The 17652-nt window shown below is 38.6% G+C and carries 19 protein-coding genes, 2 tRNA genes and 1 rRNA gene; 19 read left to right on the top strand and 3 right to left on the bottom strand.

What is annotated here, in order from left to right; all coding sequences use genetic code 11:
• The first annotated feature begins 115 nt into the window (after positions 1-115).
• The 4 genes from rrf (at position 116) to HMPREF0848_RS07355 (ending at position 1198) form a co-directional block, all read left to right on the top strand.
• Positions 116-231: ribosomal RNA gene (gene rrf / locus HMPREF0848_RS07370) — 5S ribosomal RNA — on the top strand.
• A gap of 5 nt (positions 232-236) precedes the next feature.
• Positions 237-310: transfer RNA gene (locus HMPREF0848_RS07365), tRNA-Asn, on the top strand.
• 114 nt (positions 311-424) lie between these two features.
• A complete protein-coding gene (gene traF / locus HMPREF0848_RS07360; protein ID WP_008535651.1) occupies positions 425-760 on the top strand; it encodes a conjugal transfer protein TraF in 336 nt (111 codons plus the stop codon).
• A 24-nt stretch (positions 761-784) separates the two neighbouring features.
• Positions 785-1198, top strand: coding sequence for an acyl-CoA thioesterase (locus HMPREF0848_RS07355; protein WP_002888675.1), 414 nt, complete (start codon positions 785-787; stop codon positions 1196-1198).
• A gap of 103 nt (positions 1199-1301) precedes the next feature.
• On the opposite strand, the gene HMPREF0848_RS07350 is transcribed toward HMPREF0848_RS07355, so the two are convergent.
• Positions 1302-2084: a protein-ADP-ribose hydrolase gene (locus tag HMPREF0848_RS07350; RefSeq protein WP_008535650.1), complete on the bottom strand. Its 783-nt coding sequence runs from the start codon at positions 2082-2084 to the stop codon at positions 1302-1304.
• A gap of 195 nt (positions 2085-2279) precedes the next feature.
• Between HMPREF0848_RS07350 and trxA the strand changes: the two genes are divergently transcribed.
• The 5 genes from trxA (at position 2280) to rsmA (ending at position 5488) form a co-directional block, all read left to right on the top strand.
• On the top strand, positions 2280-2594 hold the full coding sequence (gene trxA, locus HMPREF0848_RS07345; RefSeq protein ID WP_002889340.1) for a thioredoxin: 315 nt from the start codon (positions 2280-2282) through the stop codon (positions 2592-2594).
• A gap of 63 nt (positions 2595-2657) precedes the next feature.
• A complete protein-coding gene (locus HMPREF0848_RS07340; protein WP_008535649.1) occupies positions 2658-3089 on the top strand; it encodes a CoA-binding protein in 432 nt (143 codons plus the stop codon).
• A 52-nt stretch (positions 3090-3141) separates the two neighbouring features.
• Complete coding sequence (locus tag HMPREF0848_RS07335) at positions 3142-3918, top strand: TatD family hydrolase (RefSeq protein WP_008535647.1); 777 nt, start codon at positions 3142-3144, stop codon at positions 3916-3918.
• A complete protein-coding gene (gene rnmV / locus HMPREF0848_RS07330; RefSeq protein WP_008535645.1) occupies positions 3911-4471 on the top strand; it encodes a ribonuclease M5 in 561 nt (186 codons plus the stop codon). Before HMPREF0848_RS07335 ends, rnmV begins: the two co-directional genes overlap by 8 nt.
• Positions 4472-4615: 144 nt before the next feature.
• Entirely contained in the window at positions 4616-5488 is an 873-nt protein-coding gene (gene rsmA, locus HMPREF0848_RS07325; protein WP_008535644.1) for a 16S rRNA (adenine(1518)-N(6)/adenine(1519)-N(6))-dimethyltransferase RsmA, read from the top strand.
• Positions 5489-5538: 50 nt separating this feature from the next.
• Here the strand turns inward: rsmA and HMPREF0848_RS07320 are convergent.
• Positions 5539-5621: transfer RNA gene (locus HMPREF0848_RS07320), tRNA-Leu, on the bottom strand.
• 136 nt (positions 5622-5757) lie between these two features.
• Between HMPREF0848_RS07320 and rsgA the strand changes: the two genes are divergently transcribed.
• The 10 genes from rsgA to gap all read left to right on the top strand — a co-directional run bounded on the left by rsgA (position 5758) and on the right by gap (position 15719).
• Positions 5758-6630 (top strand): ribosome small subunit-dependent GTPase A, encoded by an 873-nt coding sequence (gene rsgA, locus HMPREF0848_RS07315; protein ID WP_008535643.1) that lies wholly within the window; start codon positions 5758-5760, stop codon positions 6628-6630.
• A 7-nt stretch (positions 6631-6637) separates the two neighbouring features.
• Entirely contained in the window at positions 6638-7297 is a 660-nt protein-coding gene (rpe, locus tag HMPREF0848_RS07310; RefSeq protein ID WP_002889333.1) for a ribulose-phosphate 3-epimerase, read from the top strand.
• On the top strand, positions 7290-7922 hold the full coding sequence (locus HMPREF0848_RS07305; RefSeq protein ID WP_008535641.1) for a thiamine diphosphokinase: 633 nt from the start codon (positions 7290-7292) through the stop codon (positions 7920-7922). Before rpe ends, HMPREF0848_RS07305 begins: the two co-directional genes overlap by 8 nt.
• Before the next feature lies 1 nt (position 7923).
• The gene (gene rmuC, locus HMPREF0848_RS07300) at positions 7924-9198 is read left to right on the top strand and encodes a DNA recombination protein RmuC (protein WP_008535640.1); all 1275 of its coding nucleotides are present in this window, start codon (positions 7924-7926) and stop codon (positions 9196-9198) included.
• On the top strand, positions 9188-10129 hold the full coding sequence (locus HMPREF0848_RS07295; protein WP_037609088.1) for a 3'-5' exoribonuclease YhaM family protein: 942 nt from the start codon (positions 9188-9190) through the stop codon (positions 10127-10129). The genes rmuC and HMPREF0848_RS07295 overlap by 11 nt, the downstream gene beginning before the upstream one ends.
• Positions 10130-10221: 92 nt before the next feature.
• Positions 10222-11037, top strand: a complete 816-nt coding sequence (gene purR, locus HMPREF0848_RS07290) for a pur operon repressor (RefSeq protein ID WP_008535638.1) — start codon at positions 10222-10224, stop codon at positions 11035-11037.
• 226 nt (positions 11038-11263) lie between these two features.
• A complete protein-coding gene (gene rpsL, locus HMPREF0848_RS07285) occupies positions 11264-11677 on the top strand; it encodes a 30S ribosomal protein S12 (RefSeq protein ID WP_002884809.1) in 414 nt (137 codons plus the stop codon).
• 18 nt (positions 11678-11695) lie between these two features.
• Entirely contained in the window at positions 11696-12166 is a 471-nt protein-coding gene (gene rpsG / locus HMPREF0848_RS07280; protein WP_002884746.1) for a 30S ribosomal protein S7, read from the top strand.
• Between the two features lie 270 nt (positions 12167-12436).
• Entirely contained in the window at positions 12437-14518 is a 2082-nt protein-coding gene (gene fusA, locus HMPREF0848_RS07275) for an elongation factor G (RefSeq protein ID WP_008535635.1), read from the top strand.
• 187 nt (positions 14519-14705) lie between these two features.
• Positions 14706-15719 (top strand): type I glyceraldehyde-3-phosphate dehydrogenase, encoded by a 1014-nt coding sequence (gene gap, locus HMPREF0848_RS07270; protein WP_008535634.1) that lies wholly within the window; start codon positions 14706-14708, stop codon positions 15717-15719.
• Between the two features lie 214 nt (positions 15720-15933).
• Here gap and HMPREF0848_RS07265 read toward each other — a convergent pair whose 3' ends face one another.
• Positions 15934-17136, bottom strand: a complete 1203-nt coding sequence (locus HMPREF0848_RS07265; protein ID WP_008535633.1) for an IS110 family transposase — start codon at positions 17134-17136, stop codon at positions 15934-15936.
• Between the last annotated feature and the right edge of the window lie 516 nt (positions 17137-17652).

The following is a 17652-nucleotide window of genomic DNA, read 5'->3' as shown; positions in this document are numbered from 1 at the left end:
GACTAATACTAATAGCTCGAGGACTTATCCAAAGCAAGTAACTGAGAGACATTGATAGCGTGAAGGTTTCTTGAGACGGTATAGATATTCAATTTTGAGTTGAGAATACTCAGAGTTAAGTGACGATAGCCTAGGAGATACACCTGTTCCCATGCCGAACACAGCAGTTAAGCCCTAGAACGCCTGAAGTAGTTGGGGGTTGCCCCCTGTTAGATATGGTAGTCGCTTAGCATTTATCCGCCATAGCTCAGTTGGTAGTAGCGCATGACTGTTAATCATGATGTCGTAGGTTCGAGTCCTACTGGCGGAGTATAGTACTTGTGGTCAGACTTTGTCTGACCTTTTTTGTTTTCAATTTATTTACTTGTTTATTAGGTCGAATTCAGCTATCATAGGACTATACTTTTATTTGTGAGGTGTCATTATGTCTATTTTTGCTTCGGATTTTACTCCAGCTTCAGTGTCTTTAGTTAAAGAGAAAATTGCTTCTGGAGAAAAGTTCATTTTATTTATTGGTAGACCTTCTTGTCCTTATTGTCAACGTTTTGAACCTAAATTATCGAATGTTGCTCATAGTTCTAATTTTAATATTTTCTACGTTAATAGTGAAAATGAGGAAGAACTTGAGGAAATTCAAGGGTTACGTAATCGATATGGTATTGCAACTGTTCCGGCACTTTTTGTATCAGAAAATGGTTCTGTCAAGGTCGTTTGTGATTCTTCACTTTCTGAAGAAGATATTTTGGATTTTATTTCCTAATTTTTAATGTATTGGGAGGTTCTTATGTTTATTTATAAACACGAGGTCCAGTATTATGAAACGGATAGAATGGGTATTACTCATCATTCTAATTATGTTCGATGGATGGAGGAGGCTAGAACATTCTTTCTTAGGGAAATTGGTTGGCCTTATGAAAGAATAGAAGAGGAAGGAATAATTTCTCCGGTTACTTCCCTGTCTTGTGAATATAAAGCTACTTCGACTTTTGCGGATGAGATCTCTATAGAGATTACTGTTAAAGGAGTTAAATCTGCAAGACTTTCTTTTGAATATCGTATGCTAAATCAAGATGGGACTATTGTCTGTACTGCTGTTTCTGAACATAGCTTTATGTCTAAAGAAGGTAAGTTTGTTAATCTAAAACGAGATTATCCAATATTCTTTGATTTGTTAAAAGAACAGTCTGAGTTAAAATAAAAAAGTGAAGTAAGACAATTGTTTTAAATGATTGTCTTGCCTCACTGGCTGTTTTAAGTTTACCTGTTTAATACTTAAGGTTAGAATTTTTATTCTAACCTTTTTATTTTGTAAGGAGTTCTTGATAAATACTTAAATTATCATCATCAAATACATTAAAAATAACTTTTTTAACGGTTGTAGAGTCTTTTATAAAGTCTTTAACAGTCTGAATTGCAATTGTCGCAGCCTTTTGTTTTGGAAAATTAAAGTCTCCTGTTGAGATACATGGAATTGCGATGGATTCAATGTTATTTTTTTCAGCTAGTGCCAATACAGATAGATAGCATTTAGCTAAAAGATCTTCATCAATTTGTGTTGGTTGGTTTTCTATCTTTGGGCCTACTGTGTGTATAACGAATGCAGAAGGAAGATTGTAAGCTGGCGTAATTTTAGCCATTCCTACTGGTTCCTCATATCCTTGCTCTAAAATGAGTTCGTAACAAGATTGGCGAAGCTGTACTCCTGCATAAGTGTGGATAGCATTATCAACACAATCATGAAGTGGCTTCATGCAACCCAGTAAGGTCTTATTTGCAGCATTTACGATAGCATCTACTTCGAGTTTTGTGATATCACCTTTCCAGATGTAAATTTGGTCATCTTGAGGAATTGGACGGAGTGTGTTGAGTTGTACAATTCCACGTTCTCCTTTTCTAACTTGTAGGTAAAGGTCTTGGATGGTCAAGAATTGTGTTGACGCTGCCATTGGTTTACGTGTATTAAAGAGTGCTCTTAGGAGTCTTTGCTTTTTCTCGAGCTCTTCTGGAACAATCAAATCATGTAATTCTAGATTTTCTTTTTTGAGTTCACCTATGAGATAGGTAATCATTGCATCTTTATCCATATATACTCTTTTCTATTTTTTATAGTGTTTTTATTATTATACATCCAAGCTATGTTGTGGGCAAGCGATGTCTATGATAGGCAATGACTAATATTTGATATGAATTTTTTATGTCTGTATCAAATTCTTGCAATGCTCTGTAGAATCATATAGAATAGGTCTACAAATGTTTACTATATCTAGGAGGATAATGAAATGACGCAAGTAGTAACAGATGCTACCTTTGAAAAAGAGACAGCTGAGGGTCTGGTTTTGATTGATTTCTGGGCAACTTGGTGTGGGCCTTGTTTGATGCAGGCCCCTATTCTTGAACAGCTTTCTGAAGAGGTTTCAGAGGATGAACTCAAGATTGTCAAAATTGATGTTGATGAGAATCCAGAAACAGCTCAAAAGTTTGGAATTATGTCTATTCCAACTTTGCTCTTCAAAAAAGATGGTGAAGTTGTTAAGCAGGTTGCAGGTGTACATACGAAAGATCAAATTAAGGCCATCGTTGCTGAGCTTGGTTAAGTAATCGACGAAATCCCGTTCAGGGATTTTTATTTTAGTTAATTGAAATAGGAGGAGATTCTTATGACTTACACATTTCAAAATCCTAGTGAAGAGGTTATCGATTCTTATTTGAAATCGGCCAAAACGATTGCCATTGTTGGTTTGTCTCATAGAAAAGAAACAGCAGCCTACCAAGTTGCGCATTTTTTAAAAACTGCCGGCTATCGTATTGTACCGGTTAATCCGAAACTTGAGGGGCAAGAAATTCTTGGAGAGCATGTCTATGGTCAACTAAAGGAAATCCCGTTTTTGGTCGATATTGTTGATGTTTTTCGACGTAGTGAGTTTTTGCCAGATGTTGCCTCTGATTTCCTTGAAGCGGATGCCAAAGTTTTTTGGAGTCAGATTGGTATTGAAAATGAAGAAGCTGAAATCATGCTACGTCAGGCAGGACACCAGGATATTGTAATGAATCGCTGTACAAAGATAGAATATATGCGACTCTTTGTTTAATAAATGAAAGGATGAGTGAGCTAAGCTCGCTCCTTTTTGTTATAATAGACCTATGATTAAAATTTTTGATACGCATACCCATCTTAATGTGGATAATTTTGCAGGAAAAGAACAAGAAGAAATAGATTTTGCAGTTGAACTTGGTGTTACTAAAATGAATATTGTTGGTTTTGATAAACCGACAATTGATAAGTCTTTAGAACTTTCAGAGCAATATGATCAACTCTATAGTACGATTGGATGGCATCCTACAGAAGCGGGGTCCTATTCTCAGGAAATTGAGGATATGATTGTATCACAATTGGATAATCCGAAAGTAGTGGCACTTGGTGAAATTGGATTGGACTACTATTGGATGGAAGATCCTAAAGAGGTTCAGATTGAGGTCTTTAAGCGTCAAATAGGCTTATCAAAGAAACATAATTTACCTTTTGTTGTCCATACACGAGATGCACTTGAAGATACTTACGATGTCATTAAAGAAATTGGAGTTGGTCCCCGTGGTGGTATTATGCACTCGTACTCAGGATCCTTAGAAATGGCTCAAAAATTTGTTGATCTTGGAATGATGATTTCCTTTTCAGGTGTTGTTACCTTTAAAAAAGCATTGGATGTCCAAGAAGCTGCTCAGAAATTGCCTTTAGATAGGATTCTGGTTGAAACGGATGCACCTTATTTGGCACCTGTTCCGAAACGTGGTCGTGAGAATCGTACCGGCTATACACGTTACGTAGTAGACAAGATTGCTGAGCTTCGTGGATTAACAAGTGAAGAAGTTGCAAGAGCTACTTATGACAATGCAATGAGGATTTTTGGGCTTAATGACTAAAATAAAAATTCAAGAAGTTATCGTTGTAGAGGGTAAGGATGATACGGCAAACTTGAGACGTTTTTATGAGGTGGACACCTATGAAACTAGAGGCTCTGCTATTAATGAAGATGACTTAGAGCGTATTGATAAGCTTAATGACTTACGTGGTGTTATTGTTTTTACTGATCCGGATTATAATGGAGAACGTATCCGTAAAATCATTATGGGAGCTGTCCCAACGGCCAAGCATGCTTTTTTAAATCGTGGTGAAGCTGTTCCCAAATCCAAGACAAAGGGGCGTTCTCTAGGGGTTGAGCATGCTAGTTTCGAGGATCTTCAAAAGGCTTTGGCAGGAGTCCTAGGTAGTTATGATGATGATAATCAGTTCAATATCAGGAAATCAGATCTTATGCGTTTAGGACTGGTAATGGGAGCAGACAGTCGAAAACGTCGAGAATATTTGGGAGAAACGCTTCGTATTGGTTATTGCAATGGAAAGCAGCTTTTAAAACGTTTGGAATTATTTGGAATTACATTAGAGGAGCTTGAAGAGGCTATGGCCCGTTACTAGAATATATCGGTGTTCTGATTAGGCAGGTGACTGCTGAGGTTGAATTTGAAATAGTTATTCCAGTTAATGAACTGTAAAAGTATCAACCTTATTTTTTGGCTCGAGTAAGCAGAATCGTAATATAACAATAAGAAGAGAGAAGAAATGAGAATTGCAGATTATAGCGTGACCAAGGCTGTTCTTGAGCGTCACGGCTTTACCTTTAAGAAGTCTTTTGGACAGAACTTTTTAACAGATACAAATATTTTACAAAAGATAGTAGATACGGCAGAGATTGATAAAAATGTCAATGTTATCGAAATTGGACCTGGTATCGGAGCATTAACTGAGTTTTTGGCTGAAAATGCTGCAGAGGTTATGGCTTTTGAAATCGATGAGCGTTTGGTTCCAATTTTGGAAGATACACTACGTGACCATGATAATATTAAAGTGATTAACGAAGATGTTCTCAAGGCAGATTTACAGACACGTGTCAAAGAATTTAAAAATCCAAACCTACCAATTAAGGTCGTAGCCAACCTACCATACTATATTACGACACCAATTTTAATGCATTTGATTGAGAGTAAGATTCCTTTTGCAGAATTTGTTGTCATGATGCAAAAAGAGGTTGCTGACCGTATTTCTGCAGAGCCCAATACCAAGGCCTATGGTTCGTTATCAATCGCTGTTCAGTATTATATGACTGCTAAGGTGGCATTTGTTGTCCCACATACAGTTTTTGTACCAGCACCTAATGTTGACTCGGCTATTTTGAAGATGACGCGTCGTGAGCAACCTCTGGTTGAAGTTAAAGACGAAGATTTCTTTTTCCGTGTATCGAAGATTAGCTTTGTGCATCGTCGTAAGACACTTTGGAATAATTTGACAAGTCATTTTGGTAAATCTGAAGAAGTCAAAGCTAAACTTGAGCAGGCTTTGGAAAATGCAAATATAAAGCCTTCTATTCGTGGAGAGGCTCTATCTATAACTGATTTTGCCCGTTTATCTGATGCTTTGAGAGAAGCAGGTTTATAGCTTAAAAATCCCACCGAACATAAATGTCAGCGGGATTTTCTGTACAATGATGCGGAGAAAGGGATTTGAACCCTCACGCTCGTAAGAGCACATGCGCCTGAAGCATGCGTGTCTGCCATTCCACCACCTCCGCAGATGTTATGCTTATTATACTGCAAATTAGTAAAAATGCAAGGAGCCCAAAGGAATTGAGCTCCTTACTTGTTTTGGGTCAGATATGCTTGCAGTTTTGTGGTATAATAAGGCTATTAAACGAATGAGGAGTTCACTTGCAAGGAAGAATTATCAAAGCGCTGGCAGGTTTCTATTATGTAGAGCATGATGGTGTTGTATACCAGACGCGTGCACGAGGAAATTTTAGAAAAAAAGGACAGACGCCTTACGTTGGAGATTTTGTTGAATTTTCAGCGGAGGAAAATTCAGAAGGTTATATTCTTAAAATTGGGCAACGCATTAATAGTTTAGTGCGTCCACCTATTGTCAATATTGATCAGGCTGTGGTTATTATGTCTGCTAAGGAACCAGATTTTAATAGTAATCTTTTGGACCGTTTTTTGGTCTTATTAGAACGCAAACATATAAAACCTGTAATCTATATTTCTAAAATGGATTTGATTGAAGATGATTCGGAAATGAAGGAGATTCAAAAAAAGTACCAAAAAATTGGTTTTGATTTCGTTTTCACTTTGGAAGAACTCTTACCTCTCTTGGCCCATAAAGTTACCGTATTTATGGGGCAGACAGGTGTGGGTAAATCAACTCTATTGAACCGTATTGCTCCTGAGTTGAAGCTAGAAACGGGTGAAATTTCCGACAGTCTGGGGCGTGGACGCCACACAACGAGAGCTGTGAGTCTTTATGATGTGCATGGTGGGAAAATTGCAGATACACCTGGATTTTCTTCCTTAGATTATGAAGTGGATAATGCAGAAGATTTGAGTGAATCTTTTCCAGAAATTCGTCAAGCCAGTCATGGTTGTAAGTTTCGATCTTGTACCCATACGCACGAGCCTTCTTGCGCTGTTAAAGATGAGGTGGAGAATGGACGAATCTGGCAAGTGCGTTATGATAATTACCTTCAATTTTTGAGTGAAATTGAAAACCGTCGCGAAACATATAAAAAAACTATCAAAAGAAAGTAGGTCTCTCATGTCATATAAAATTGCTCCTTCTATCCTAGCTGCTGATTACGCTAATTTTGCTTCAGAATTGGCTCGTGTTGATGCATCGGGTGCAGAATATGTTCACATTGATATTATGGACGGTCAGTTTGTTCCTAATATTAGTTGGGGAGCAGATGTGGTTGCTAGTATGCGTAAACACAGCAAGTTAGTTTTTGATTGTCACCTTATGGTTGTTGATCCTGAGCGTTATGTGGATGCCTATGCACAAGCTGGTGCAGATATCATGACGATTCATGTTGAAGCGACTAAACATATTCATGGTGCTCTTCAGAAGATAAAGGCTGCTGGTATGAAAGCAGGTGCTGTGATTAATCCAGGAACCCCAGTTGAGGCACTTATTCCTGTGCTTGATTTAGTAGATCAAGTGCTCATCATGACTGTAAATCCAGGCTTTGGCGGTCAAGCTTTCATTCCAGAAATGATGTCTAAAGTGGAACGTGTTGTCGAACTTCGCCAAAAAGGTGGCTATTCATTTGATATTGAGGTTGATGGTGGTGTAGATAATAAGACGATTGCTGCTTGTGCCAAGGCAGGAGCTAACGTATTTGTAGCAGGTTCTTATCTCTTTAAGAATCCTGATTTAACTGCTCAAGTTCAAACACTTCGTGATGCTATCGATGCCTAAAGTAGCTTTGTTTGTCGGTGGTGAGCTAGATTGGTTCACTACCGATTTTGATTATTTTGTTGGAGTGGACCGTGCTTGTTTGTACTTATTGGAGTGGGGGTTACCTCTTGACTTGGCTGTAGGGGATTTTGATTCTGTCTCCGAGTCAGAATTAAACGTTATTCAATTGACAGCTAAATCTTGTAAGAAGGCTCCCGCTGAGAAGGATGACACGGACACTGAATTAGCTTTAAAATTGATTTTTCAAGCTTTCCCTGAAGCTGAAGTAACTATTTTTGGTGCATTTGGTGGCAGATTGGACCATATGTTGTCAAATGTATTTCTGGCTAGTGATCCTGAACTAGCTCCCTTTATGAGTCGTATCTGTTTGAGAGATAAGCAAAATAAGGTTACTTATTGTCCAGAAGGAAAACATGATATTTTTCCTGAACCAGGGATGACTTACGTTTCTTTCTTACAAGAAGGAACTGGGGAATTGACGATTTTGGGCGCAAAGTACGAATTAACTGATAGGAATTATTTTCAAAAGAAGAACTATTCTAGTAATGAATTCCTTGATGGCCCCATTCATGTTGTAGTTCCAAATGGATACGTGATTGTCATTCAGACTAAAGATAGGAGTTAGTATGATTTACCTGCTTACACTTTTGACCTTGTTAAGTTTAGGAATTCTTGTTGTTCTTTTATTGAAAAATGCGGAGTTAAAGGGTCAGATTAATAAGAGTCTGGAGGGAAATGCAGATAATCTTTCAGATCAACTGTCTTTTCAGTTAGACGGCTTTGCCAAGGCAAACCAACTTGAAACAACAAGGCAATTGAATCAATTGCAGAAAGAACTCTATCGACAATTAACGGATATCAGAGAAGTTTTACACCAAAACTTGTCTGATAATCGAGATCGCTCTGACCAGCGCCTAGAGCAAATAAACCAGAGCTTGACGAAGGCCGTTAAAGAAATGCAGGATTCCAATGAGAAACGTTTGGAACAAATGCGTCAGACGGTTGAAGAAAAACTGGAGCAAACCTTACAGACACGATTACAAGCTTCCTTTGAGACGGTGTCAAGACAGCTGGAGTCTGTTAACCAAGGTCTGGGGGAAATGAAAAATGTTGCTAGGGATGTTGGAAGTCTCAATAAGGTCCTTTCAAATACAAAAACACGTGGTATTATGGGAGAACTTCAATTAGGACAAATTATTGAAGATATATTGACTGCTAATCAATACGAGAGAGAGTTTCCGACAGTGTCGGGTTCAACTGAGCGAGTTGAATATGCGGTTAAGATGCCAGGAAACCACAAGGACGAATATATCTATCTGCCTATTGACTCTAAGTTTCCTCTTGAAGACTACTATCGCTTGGAAGATGCTTATGAGTCCGGAAATAAAGAGCAAATCGAGAATCATCGTAAATCACTTTTGGCTAGCATTAAGCGATTTGCTAAGGATATTAACAAGAAGTATCTTAATCCACCTGAAACCACAAATTTTGGTATATTATTTTTGCCGACGGAAGGGCTTTATGCTGAGGTCGTACGTCAACCCTCATTCTTTGACGCTCTTCGTCGTGAGGAGAATATTGTTATTGCCGGGCCATCAACATTGTCTGCACTATTGAATTCATTGTCAGTAGGATTCAGGACCTTGAACATTCAAAAAAATGCGGATGATATCAGTAAGATTTTAGGCAACGTCAAACTGGAGTTCGGTAAGTTTGGAGATATGCTTGCCAAGGCTCAAAAACAATTAAATACAGCCAGTAAAACTGTTGATAGTCTGCTCAATACAAGAAGCAGGGCTATTGTTAGAGCTCTTGATACCATTGAAACCTACCAAGATAGTGCGACACAAAGTTTGTTAGATCTACCACAATTAGAAAATGAGGACAAGCATGAAAATTAATCAAATGAAAAAAGACGAGTATTTTGAAGGCTTTTATCTGATTAAGCGTGCAGAAGTACGTAAGACAAGGGCTGGTAAAGACTATATTGCCTTTACCTTCCAAGATGATTCTGGTGAAATTTCGGGAAATCTTTGGGATGCTCAGCCTTATAATGTTGAAGAATTTACAGCTGGTAAGGTAGTTCATATGGAAGGACGTCGAGAGGTTTATAATAATACTCCTCAGGTAAATCAAATTACTTTACGTTTGCCTGCATTTGGAGAACCAAATGATCCAGCTGATTTTAAGGAAAAACCACCGGTAAATCCGTCTGAAGTGCGTGAGTATCTTGAACAGATGATTTTCAAAATAGAGGAAGCTACATGGCAACGTGTGGTCCGTGCTCTTTATCGAAAGTATAACAAGGAGTTTTTTAGTTTTCCTGCTGCTAAAACAAATCACCATGCTTTTGAAAGTGGGTTGGCCTATCATACAGCTACAATGGTTCGTTTAGCAGACAGTATTGGGGATGTTTATCCGGAACTAAATAAGAGTCTGCTCTTTGCGGGGATCATGCTCCATGATTTGGCTAAAGTTATTGAATTGACTGGTCCGGAAAATACAGAGTATACTGTTCGAGGTAACTTGATTGGGCATATCGCCTTGATTGATGAAGAAATTACCAAGGTTCTCATGGAACTTAACATTGATGATACACGTGAGGATGTTGTTGTTTTACGTCATGTCATTTTAAGTCACCACGGACAATTAGAATACGGAAGCCCAGTTCGTCCTCGTATCATGGAAGCGGAGGTTATCCATATGATTGATAATCTTGATGCTAGTATGATGATGATGATGACAGCTCTTAACCTAGTTGGATCTGGAGAAATGACTAATCGTCTCTTTGCTATGGACAATCGTTCCTTCTATAAACCAAAATTTGATTAAAATCGAAAGTAAACGAGCATTAAGGCAAAAATGTTCGTTTTTTAATGTGTTATGGTATAATAGTAAAAAAGTACAGAAATTATAGGTAATTTATGAAATTAAAACGAAGTGAGCGCATGGTAGTGATTTCAAACTACCTGATTAATAATCCTTATCAGTTGACAAGCCTTAATACCTTTGCAGAGCGTTATGAAGCTGCAAAATCTTCAATCTCAGAAGATATTGCAATCATTAAGAAAGCTTTTGAAGAGAGTCAGATAGGTGAAATTGAAACAGTAACAGGGGCCTCTGGTGGTGTTATGTTTACACCAACCATTTCCGATGAAGATGCAAGAAGTTTAGTCGAAGGTCTCTGTGAGAGACTTTCTGAGAGTGATCGTATCCTACCGGGTGGGTATCTCTATTTGTCTGATTTATTGAGTACACCGTCTATTTTGAAGAATGTTGGACGTATTATTGCTAGCGCATTTAAGGGTCAAAAGATTGATGCTGTTATGACTGTTGCAACAAAAGGTGTTCCTTTGGCAAATGCAGTAGCAGATGTCCTAAACATTCCCTTTGTTATTGTACGTCGTGATTTGAAAATCACAGAAGGTTCTACCGTCTCAGTGAACTATGTTAGCGGATCAAGTGACCGTATTGAAAAAATGTTTCTATCAAAACGTAGCTTGAAACCCAATAGTCGTGTGCTTATTGTTGACGATTTTCTTAAGGGTGGTGGCACCATTACCGGTATGATTAGCTTACTTTCAGAATTTGATAGTGAATTAGTGGGTGTAGCTGTATTTGCAGAGAATGCCAAAGGCGACCGAGATATTCATGAATACAAATCATTGCTTACTGTATCTGATATCGATGTAAAATCGCAAAAAGTAGAAGTTGAAGTAGGTAATATTTTCGATAAATAAAAAACTTAAAAGGTAATTCCTAATCTAATGCTTAGGAATTTTCTTTTTGGCAAGAAATTCTTGACAAGGTTCCTCAAAAAATGGTATTATACTAGACGGTACTTTTTACTTTTGGTCTCTCAAAAGTGTACAGAGACGTGCTGACATAAGTTGCAAAAGTACACCCAGATATGGGCTGTCACCAAGTGCCATATCAACCAAAAATAAAAAACACAGGAGAATGTAGATGCCTACAATTAACCAATTGGTTCGTAAACCACGTCAATCAAAAGTTGTTAAATCTAAATCACCAGCTTTGAACGTTGGTTACAATAGCCACAAAAAAGTTCAAACTAATGTATCTTCACCACAAAAACGTGGTGTTGCAACACGTGTTGGAACAATGACACCTAAAAAACCTAACTCAGCCCTTCGTAAATTCGCTCGTGTACGTTTGAGCAACCTTATCGAAGTTACTGCTTACATCCCAGGTATTGGACACAACCTCCAAGAACACAGCGTTGTTCTTATCCGTGGTGGACGTGTAAAAGACCTTCCAGGGGTACGTTACCACATCGTCCGTGGTGCACTTGATACTGCAGGTGTAGCTGATCGTAAACAAAGCCGTTCTAAATACGGTGCTAAACGTCCTAAAGGATAAGAAGGGAGATAAGATAAAATGAGTCGTAAAAATAGAGCGCCTAAACGCGAAGTATTGGCAGATCCATTGTACAATTCAAAAATCGTTACACGTCTTATCAACCGTGTAATGCTTGACGGTAAACGTGGTACTGCTGCAACAATCGTATACGATGCTTTCGAACAAATCAAAGAAGCAACTGGAAACGATGCTCTTGAAGTATTTGAAACAGCTATGGACAACATCATGCCTGTACTTGAAGTACGTGCACGTCGTGTCGGTGGTTCAAACTACCAAGTCCCAGTTGAAGTTCGTCCAGAACGTCGTACAACACTTGGTCTTCGTTGGTTGGTTAACGCATCACGTGCGCGTGGTGAACACACTATGAAAGACCGCCTTGCTAAAGAAATTATGGATGCTGCAAATAACACTGGTGCATCAGTTAAGAAACGTGAAGATACTCACAAAATGGCTGAAGCTAACCGTGCCTTTGCTCACTTCCGCTGGTAAGAATAAGATACTGAGGGCGTTAAAAAAGCGATTGAAAATTAGGAAGCTTGACGTAGAATCAAAGATTCTAGGAAAGCTTATCTATTTTCCAAGCTTTTAGCCTGGGTTCAATTGAGCTCGGGTAGCTCTTGAGTTCTTTTTCAACTCATCTGCGAGTTGAAAGCAACAAATCAAAGACCAATGAGAACGGGTAGGTCCTGCCTATCCGTTTTTTGACAATAATGTTATAATAAATAAGTAAACTAAAATTTTTATAGGAGAATAAACCTAATGGCACGCGAATTTTCACTTGCAAAAACTCGTAATATCGGTATCATGGCCCACGTCGATGCCGGTAAAACAACTACAACAGAGCGTATCCTTTACTACACTGGTAAAATTCACAAAATCGGTGAAACTCACGAAGGTGCATCACAAATGGACTGGATGGAGCAAGAACAAGAACGTGGTATCACAATCACTTCTGCCGCTACAACAGCGCAATGGGATGGTCACCGTGTTAATATCATCGATACACCAGGACACGTGGACTTCACTATCGAAGTACAACGTTCACTCCGTGTATTGGATGGTGCCGTAACCGTTCTTGACTCACAATCAGGTGTAGAACCTCAAACTGAAACAGTTTGGCGTCAAGCAACTGAGTATGGTGTTCCACGTATCGTATTTGCCAACAAGATGGATAAAATCGGTGCTGACTTCCTTTACTCAGTAAGCACACTTCACGATCGTCTTCAAGCGAACGCTCACCCAATTCAATTGCCAATCGGTGCTGAAGATGATTTCCGTGGTATCATTGACTTGATTAAGATGAAGGCTGAAATCTATACTAACGACCTTGGTACAGATATTCTTGAAGAAGATATCCCAGCTGAATACGTTGATCAAGCTAACGAATACCGTGAAAAATTGATTGAAGCTGTAGCTGAAACTGACGAAGATTTGATGATGAAATACCTTGAAGGTGAAGAAATCACAAATGAAGAATTGAAAGCAGCTATCCGTCGTGCAACAATCAACGTTGAATTCTTCCCAGTTCTTTGTGGTTCTGCCTTCAAGAACAAAGGTGTTCAATTGATGCTTGATGCAGTTATTGATTACCTTCCAAGCCCACTTGATATTCCAGCAATCAAAGGTGTTAACCCAGATACTGACGAAGAAGAAACTCGTCCAGCATCTGATGATGAGCCATTTGCAGCTCTTGCCTTCAAGATTATGACTGACCCATTCGTAGGTCGTTTGACATTCATCCGTGTTTACTCAGGTGTCCTTCAATCTGGTTCATATGTAATGAACACTTCTAAGGGTAAACGTGAACGTATCGGACGTATCCTTCAAATGCACGCTAACAGCCGTCACGAAATTGAACAAGTTTATGCTGGTGATATCGCCGCAGCTATCGGTTTGAAAGATACAACAACTGGTGACTCATTGACTGATGAAAAAGCAAAAATCATTCTTGAATCAATCGAAGTTCCAGAACCAGTTATCCAATTGATGGTTGAACCTAAGACTAAAGCTGACCAAGATAAGATGGGTATCGGTCTTCAAAAACTTGCTGAAGAAGATCCAACATTCCGTGTTGAAACAAACCCTGAAACAGGTGAAACAGTTATCTCTGGTATGGGTGAACTTCACCTTGACGTCCTTGTTGACCGTTTGAAACGTGAACACAAAGTTGAAGCCAATGTTGGTGCTCCACAGGTATCATACCGTGAAACATTCCGTGCAGCTACACAAGCACGTGGATTCTTCAAACGCCAATCAGGTGGTAAAGGTCAATTTGGTGACGTTTGGATTGAATTTACTCCAAACGAAGAAGGTAAAGGTTTCGAATTCGAAAATGCTATTGTTGGTGGTGTGGTTCCACGTGAATTCATCCCTGCACTAGAAAAAGGATTGGAAGAATCTATGGCTAACGGTGTCCTTGCTGGATACCCAATGGTTGACATCAAAGCTAAGCTTTACGATGGTTCATACCACGATGTCGATTCATCTGAAACTGCCTTCAAGATTGCTGCATCTCTTGCACTTAAAGAAGCTGCTAAGACTGCACAACCAACTATCCTTGAACCAATGATGCTTGTAACAATCACAGTTCCTGAAGAAAACCTTGGTGATGTTATGGGTCACGTTACGGCTCGTCGTGGACGTGTTGATGGTATGGAAGCACACGGTAATAGCCAAATCGTTCGTGCATATGTTCCACTTGCTGAAATGTTCGGTTATGCAACAACACTTCGTTCTGCAACTCAAGGACGTGGTACATTCATGATGGTATTTGACCACTATGAAGATGTTCCTAAATCAGTTCAAGAAGAAATCATCAAGAAAAACTCTGGTGAAGCTTAATTAGCACATATAAAAGTTAAGGTACTTATGAAAGTAAGTGCCTTTTCTATTTGCAATTTTTTGAAAAAAATTATATAATATGACTGTTGAAAGGTTAGATTGAAAGCGCTCAAGTTAATCTTTTCACAATAGGGAGAGCTTGCTCTCAAATTATATTTATTTGATTTTCATAAGGAGGAAATCACTAATGGTAGTTAAAGTTGGTATTAACGGTTTCGGTCGTATTGGTCGTCTTGCTTTCCGTCGTATCCAAAACGTAGAAGGTGTTGAAGTTACTCGCATCAATGACCTTACAGATCCTACAATGCTTGCACATTTGTTGAAATATGACACAACTCAAGGTCGTTTCAACGGAACTGTTGAAGTAAAAGAAGGTGGATTTGAAGTTAACGGTAAATTCGTTAAGGTTTCTGCTGAACGTGATCCAGAACAAATTGACTGGGCTAGTGACGGTGTAGAAATCGTTCTTGAAGCAACTGGTTTCTTTGCAACTAAAGCAGCTGCTGAAAAACACTTGCACGCTAATGGTGGTGCTAAGAAAGTTGTTATCACTGCTCCTGGTGGAAGCGATGTTAAAACAATCGTATTCAACACTAACCACGATACACTTGATGGTACTGAAACAGTTATTTCAGGTGCTTCATGTACAACTAACTGTTTGGCACCAATGGCTAAAGCATTGCAAGATAACTTTGGTATTAAACAAGGTTTGATGACTACTATCCACGCTTACACTGGTGACCAAATGATCCTTGATGGACCACACCGTAAAGGTGATTTGCGTCGTGCTCGTGCTGGTGCTGCAAACATTGTTCCTAACTCAACTGGTGCTGCCAAAGCTATCGGTTTGGTTATCCCTGAATTGAACGGTAAACTTGACGGTGCTGCTCAACGTGTTCCAGTTCCAACAGGTTCTGTAACTGAATTGGTTTCAGTCCTTAACAAAGAAGTAACTGTTGATGAAGTTAATGCAGCAATGAAAGCAGCTGCTAACGAATCTTACGGTTACACTGAAGATCCAATCGTATCTTCTGACGTTGTTGGTATGTCATTCGGTTCATTGTTTGACGCAACTCAAACTAAAGTTCAAACTGTTGATGGACATCAATTGGTTAAAACTGTGTCATGGTACGACAATGAAATGTCATACACTTCACAACTTGTACGTACTCTTGAATACTTCGCAAAAATTGCTAAATAATTCAATAGTATATTAAGAAGGGCTTAGGCTCTTCTTTTTCTACCATTTGTCAAGTATAATACGGTTTCTGACTCAACATTATTTCTGATAGAGTATAAAAGGAATTTATGAGAAATAGTTCAAGCCATTTTTTCTGACATTTGAGCATATAAAAACGACACCTTATCTGGCATTTTTTGAAATAAGGTGTTAGAATTACAGGGCATAGACGACTTTAATGACTTTGGGCTAAAGTATAGTCGTAAAGTTTATTATGCATTATAAGATAATACATTGTCCTAATAAGGCGATGTATAGAGGCAATCGTATGAGGCTTAGTTGAAGTTGTCTGCGATTGTCTTTTTCGTTTCTCATAGAAATCTGCGATATGGCAAGGATTGGTATGGCTAGCTGAAGCGATATTGTGAATACATTTGTACAGAATTTTTCTTGCATAAGGATTCCCACGCTTAGTGATATGCTCTTGACCTAGGAAATCTCCCGATTCATAGTGTTTGAGATCAATACCGATAAAAGCGTTGATTTGATTAGCAGACTTAAAGCGACGAATGTCTCCTAATTCGCCAATAACGCTTGTAGCCGTTGTTTCTGCGATACCAGGAATAGAGAGAAGAATCTCATATTCAGGTAGAGGTTTAGCTAACTCTATCAACTGTTCTAAAACTTGTTCCCGACGGTTTGTCAACCTTATAAGTTCCTGTGCATTATACTTAACCTCTTCTATCATAGGAGAGGTTTTTGAAATGGCAGAATAAGATTGCTTTGCCAGTCCAACTAACTTCTCAGCTAAGTTACCTACTCTGTTCTCTGAAATACGTTTAGAGGTTGACTGGCGAATAGTCTCTTTCAACTCAACTTCCGATAATTCTAGCACCCAATGATTGGTTGGGAAGATAGAAACAAGATTCCAATATTGCTCACCTGTAGGAGTAGATAGTAGATTTTCGATTTCTGGGAAGGCGACTTGAAGAACTTTGTGCAGCCTATTCTTCGTCCTTACGATATCCTCTGTCAGATTTTGGTAGAATCGGCTAAGATCATGCAAGTTTTGATAGACTTTTTCTTGAACATAAGTTGGCATACGGTTTAAAACGAATTGTGACGAAGCTAATTTCTCTGCATCAATCTTATCGGTTTTCCGAACTCGTAATCCATCAAGTTGTTTCTTAGCTTCCAAAGGATTAAGACGTGTATAGTCATAGCTGTTTTCTTCTAGAAAAGCTTGGAGTCGGCGAGAGTAGACACCAGTAGCTTCGAAAATAATTTCAGGGTTGCTCACGGTCTTTAGATCCTTCAGTAGATGAGAAAATCCGATAATGTCATTAGGCATAGTATATCCATGAACCCTTTCACCATTCACAAGAATAGCGACTTCTGAGCTTGCTTTACTCACATCAATTCCAAAAACTGTCCGCATTATGTTTACCTCTTTGTCTTGAATGATTCCTTATTTTAGTGATTTCATTTTCAATACTCGACGTCTAGCGTCCAACATACTTTGATAAAATTCCATCTAAAACAGGTGTCTTGCCAGTTTTTTGTACGACGTCTAGCGCCAAAAGAAGCCACGACTTAACAAGACACCTCTACTTTAACACAAAGAAAAAGTAGTGAGTACTCTCTCCCGTCGGAGATTTCTTCACTACTAATCTTAGTATGTTTTTTGTACAGAAAATGATGGCTCTTTTGAAGCAAGTTAAAGGGCGTTTCAAAAACTGCAATGGCAAATTGTAAACCGGCTAATAGGATTAAACGTGTCCATAGTGAGACTGAGGTTTGGTTAATGTAGGAAAAGAGTGTTTGCTTAAAGGTAAGAAAGAAGAAAAGAGGAATAAGTGTAAGTATGAGGATTATATTTAAATCCTGATCAGCTTTTTTCTGAATTTTATTTAGTAGTTTTTTCATTACTATTCTACCTTTCTATTTTGATTAT

This window comes from Streptococcus sp. C150, from assembly GCF_000187445.1.
GTDB lineage: Bacteria > Bacillota > Bacilli > Lactobacillales > Streptococcaceae > Streptococcus > Streptococcus raffinosi.
This window is presented reverse-complemented; position numbering and strand designations above follow the sequence as displayed.

Excerpts from the sequence above, each read along its gene's own strand:
- traF (WP_008535651.1), top strand. The coding sequence starts at position 425 with ATGTCTATTTTTGCTTCGGATTTTACTCCAGCTTCAGTGTCTTTAGTT.
- HMPREF0848_RS07340 (WP_008535649.1), top strand. The coding sequence starts at position 2,658 with ATGACTTACACATTTCAAAATCCTAGTGAAGAGGTTATCGATTCTTAT.
- rmuC (WP_008535640.1), top strand. The coding sequence starts at position 7,924 with ATGATTTACCTGCTTACACTTTTGACCTTGTTAAGTTTAGGAATTCTT.
- HMPREF0848_RS07295 (WP_037609088.1), top strand. The coding sequence starts at position 9,188 with ATGAAAATTAATCAAATGAAAAAAGACGAGTATTTTGAAGGCTTTTAT.
- rnmV (WP_008535645.1), top strand. The coding sequence starts at position 3,911 with ATGACTAAAATAAAAATTCAAGAAGTTATCGTTGTAGAGGGTAAGGAT.
- rpsG (WP_002884746.1), top strand. The coding sequence starts at position 11,696 with ATGAGTCGTAAAAATAGAGCGCCTAAACGCGAAGTATTGGCAGATCCA.
- HMPREF0848_RS07265 (WP_008535633.1), bottom strand. The coding sequence starts at position 17,136 with ATGCGGACAGTTTTTGGAATTGATGTGAGTAAAGCAAGCTCAGAAGTC.
- HMPREF0848_RS07335 (WP_008535647.1), top strand. The coding sequence starts at position 3,142 with ATGATTAAAATTTTTGATACGCATACCCATCTTAATGTGGATAATTTT.
- fusA (WP_008535635.1), top strand. The coding sequence starts at position 12,437 with ATGGCACGCGAATTTTCACTTGCAAAAACTCGTAATATCGGTATCATG.
- purR (WP_008535638.1), top strand. The coding sequence starts at position 10,222 with ATGAAATTAAAACGAAGTGAGCGCATGGTAGTGATTTCAAACTACCTG.
- rsmA (WP_008535644.1), top strand. The coding sequence starts at position 4,616 with ATGAGAATTGCAGATTATAGCGTGACCAAGGCTGTTCTTGAGCGTCAC.
- HMPREF0848_RS07305 (WP_008535641.1), top strand. The coding sequence starts at position 7,290 with ATGCCTAAAGTAGCTTTGTTTGTCGGTGGTGAGCTAGATTGGTTCACT.
- HMPREF0848_RS07350 (WP_008535650.1), bottom strand. The coding sequence starts at position 2,084 with ATGGATAAAGATGCAATGATTACCTATCTCATAGGTGAACTCAAAAAA.
- rpsL (WP_002884809.1), top strand. The coding sequence starts at position 11,264 with ATGCCTACAATTAACCAATTGGTTCGTAAACCACGTCAATCAAAAGTT.
- HMPREF0848_RS07355 (WP_002888675.1), top strand. The coding sequence starts at position 785 with ATGTTTATTTATAAACACGAGGTCCAGTATTATGAAACGGATAGAATG.
- gap (WP_008535634.1), top strand. The coding sequence starts at position 14,706 with ATGGTAGTTAAAGTTGGTATTAACGGTTTCGGTCGTATTGGTCGTCTT.
- rpe (WP_002889333.1), top strand. The coding sequence starts at position 6,638 with ATGTCATATAAAATTGCTCCTTCTATCCTAGCTGCTGATTACGCTAAT.
- trxA (WP_002889340.1), top strand. The coding sequence starts at position 2,280 with ATGACGCAAGTAGTAACAGATGCTACCTTTGAAAAAGAGACAGCTGAG.